The sequence below is a fragment of the Litorilinea aerophila genome (genome assembly GCF_006569185.2).
GTDB lineage: Bacteria > Chloroflexota > Anaerolineae > Caldilineales > Caldilineaceae > Litorilinea > Litorilinea aerophila.
In genome coordinates this window covers 1-2965 of sequence record NZ_VIGC02000069.1, presented here as the reverse complement: position 1 = coordinate 2965, position 2965 = coordinate 1, and the positions used below count along the sequence as shown (strand labels likewise).

Genomic DNA, 2965 nt, shown 5'->3' with positions numbered 1-2965 from the left:
TGGAACCTGTCGGCGAATTTCTGCCGGGATTTACTACCTCAAGTAGGTGTGTGCCTTCGGGCCGTTGCGCCAGGTGTTGTCCAATGGCGGGTGATTTTGGACACATCCGCCGGCGCGGCGACAAATGCACAGCTATAAGCTGCGCCTACAAAGGGGCGGCCCCCCCCGGACGTCGGCACCCGTCGATCCGGTCACCGCCGGCGGGCCGGAGACCCGCCCTACCACGTGGACCCCATCCGTGCGAAGGGCTGCCTTCGCCGTAGGAGCGGCTCCCAGCCGCCCGATGGTGCCAAACCCGGGCAGGTGAAGGGACGGCGACGGATGCGCAGCTATAAGCTTCGCCTACGAAGGGGCGGCCTCTCCACGGACGCCGGCTCCCGTCGATCCGGTCACCGCCGGCGGGCTGGAGACCCGCCCTACCCCGTGGCGCCCAATCCACACGGATGGCTCTTCTCGGGGTGGCGGTGGATGGCTAACGGGCCGGGGGAGCCACACACCTGAACGCCGTACGGCTGTCGACGCACACACCGGGCAGAGCGTCGTTCCGTCCTGTATTCTACCGGCTTTCCCCCAAATTTTCAATCTGTCTAGGCAGGGGACGCGGCCCCAGGGAAGAGCCAGGTGCGCAGCAGGGCTTTGGCCTGGCGGGCTGCCTGACCCCGGTGGCTGATGCGGTTCTTCTCGGCGGGGGGAAGCTCGGCCATGGTGGCTCCGTGGGAGGGCAGGTAGAAGATGGGGTCATAGCCAAAGCCGTGCTCGCCGCGGGGGTGGTCGGTGATGTGCCCCTCGACCGTGCCTTCGGCCGTCAGCAGCGCGCCATCCGGCCGGGCGATGGCGATCACGCAGCGGAAGCGGGCAGTCCACTGTTCTGGTGGAAAGGCCTGGAGCTCTGCCAGCAGGCGGCGATGGCGTTCCTCGTCGCTGGCCTGGGGGCCGGCATAGCGGGCCGAGTAGACCCCGGGCCGCCCGCCCAATGCGTCCACTTCCAGGCCGCTGTCATCAGCCCAGGCCCAGTGGCCACTGTGCTTCGCATAGGCACGCGCCTTCAGCACGGCGTTTTCGGCAAAGGTGGTGCCGGTCTCCGGCACTTCCAGCTCGATGCCGGCCTCGGCCAGGGAGAGGACTGTCACCGGCAGGTCGGCCAGCAGGGCACGATACTCCCGAATTTTGCCGGGGTTATGGGTGGCCAGGAGCAGGGTGGGCATGGATGTTTGTCCTCAGTTTGTCCTTCTGGCTTGTTTGTCCTTACGGAAGGATGTGGGAAGGATGTGGTCTCCCAAGGATCTTGCCGGGCGTCGAAAATTTCTGATGATCTGATCGTATGCTAACATATAGGGCCGGATAGCCGAAACCAAGCCGGCCACCACGGCGGCGACGTTGGGGGGGATCAAGCATGCCTGAGTCCTATCATCCATTACGCATTTTTTCTGGCTCTGCCCATCCAGAGCTGGCCCAGGAGATTGCCTGTCTGTTAGATGTCAGCCTGGGCAAGTCCACCACCCGCCATCTGCCGGACAGCGAGATCCACGTGATGGTGGATGAAGTGGTGCGCGACCAGGATATTTTCATTGTGCAGCCCTGTTCCGCACCGGTGAACGACAATCTGATGGAGCTGCTGCTCTATCTGGACGCCTTCCGCCGGGCCAGTGCCCACAGCGTCAGCGTGGTGATCCCCTACTTTCCCTACGCCCGCCAGGAGCGCATGGCCAAGGGACGGGAGGCCATCAGCGCCCGGGTGGTGGCCAACATGCTGGAACAGCAGGGAGCTCGCCGGGTGATCTTTGTGGACATCCACAGCCGGGCCATTCAAGGCTTTTTCAACATTCCGGTGGATCCCCTGAGCGCTTTGCCCCTGTTGGCCGACTACTTCCGCAAGCCAGAGTTCGCCGACGCAGCCATCGTCAGCCCGGACGTGGGGCGGGCCAGCATGGCCGGCAAGTACGCCGAGATGTTGAACCTGCCCCTGGTGGTGATGCACAAGCGGCGCACCAGCTTCAGCGCCACCGAGACCACCCACGTGGTGGGCGACATCGAAGGTCGGCGCCCCATCGTGATCGACGACATCATGGCCGGCGGCAGCGTCCTGCGCCAGGTGGATGCCCTCTACGAGAACGGCGCCCAGGGCAAGGCATACTTCGCGGTCACCCACCCGGTGCTGTTGCCCACGGCCCTCCAGCGGCTGGATGCCGACGACCGCATCGAGAAGCTGGTGGTCACCAACACCATCCCGGTTCCCCCCGAAAAGCGTCATCCCAAAATCGAAGTGCTCTCCATCGCGCCCCTGCTGGCGGACATCATCCAGCGCATCTATCGCGGGCAGAGCATTTCCGAGAAGCTCACGCTTCTGTAGCCGTCGTCCGTTGTCGCCCTGGGGCCGGCAAGGGAGCCAGGGCGGGTGTGGAGCCATTTTCAGGAGGTATCCGGTGTTCGGTCGAGTGCAACGTCCAGAACCTGACGCCATTGAGGTCATCATCGGCCCGCGGGCGTCTTTCAGCGGCAATCTGCGCAGCGATACCAGTGTGCGGGTAGATGGCGCCATCGAGGGGGGCCGCATCGAGACGCCGGCCAACGTGATCTTGACCGAGACGGCGCGGGTCCAGTGTGACATCACCGCCAAGACGGTCAGCATCCGAGGCATCTATCGGGGCGTCATCCGGGCCGACCGGGTGGAACTGCTGGAGGGCAGCCAGGTCTACGGGGCCCTGCACGTCAACAGCTTCTTCATGGACGATGGCGTGCTGCTGCGGGCAGAGCTCAACATTGAAGGGACCCCGCCGGCGGAGATGCCGGTACTTCCCCAGCCAGGCGGAACTGCCATCCCCGTGGTGCGTCCGGCCGGCGAGGAGACCCCGCCCTCATCGGTTTCATCCACTTCCTGACAGGCCCACTTTGGGGGTGAAATGCGGGAAAGATAGCGGACGAAAATTCGTAGTAAATCCCGGCAGAAATTCGCCGACAGGTTCCA

The 2965-nt window shown here is 64.5% G+C and carries 3 protein-coding genes; 2 read left to right on the top strand and 1 reads right to left on the bottom strand.

The features are described 5' to 3' along the window. Nucleotides 1-587: 587 nt before the first annotated feature. The gene (locus FKZ61_RS23595) at nucleotides 588-1205 is read right to left on the bottom strand and encodes an XTP/dITP diphosphatase (RefSeq protein ID WP_141612620.1); all 618 of its coding nucleotides are present in this window, start codon (nucleotides 1203-1205) and stop codon (nucleotides 588-590) included. Between the two features lie 188 nt (nucleotides 1206-1393). Here FKZ61_RS23595 and FKZ61_RS23590 point away from each other — a divergent pair, with 188 nt between their 5' ends. Together FKZ61_RS23590 and FKZ61_RS23585 are read left to right on the top strand one after the other, a co-directional pair. Next, complete coding sequence (locus FKZ61_RS23590; protein ID WP_141612619.1) at nucleotides 1394-2350, top strand: ribose-phosphate diphosphokinase; 957 nt, start codon at nucleotides 1394-1396, stop codon at nucleotides 2348-2350. A gap of 73 nt (nucleotides 2351-2423) precedes the next feature. Continuing rightward, nucleotides 2424-2879, top strand: coding sequence for a bactofilin family protein (locus FKZ61_RS23585; protein WP_170200248.1), 456 nt, complete (start codon nucleotides 2424-2426; stop codon nucleotides 2877-2879). The last annotated feature ends 86 nt before the right edge of the window (nucleotides 2880-2965 follow it).

Excerpts from the sequence above, each read along its gene's own strand:
- FKZ61_RS23595 (WP_141612620.1), bottom strand. The coding sequence starts at position 1,205 with ATGCCCACCCTGCTCCTGGCCACCCATAACCCCGGCAAAATTCGGGAG.
- FKZ61_RS23590 (WP_141612619.1), top strand. The coding sequence starts at position 1,394 with ATGCCTGAGTCCTATCATCCATTACGCATTTTTTCTGGCTCTGCCCAT.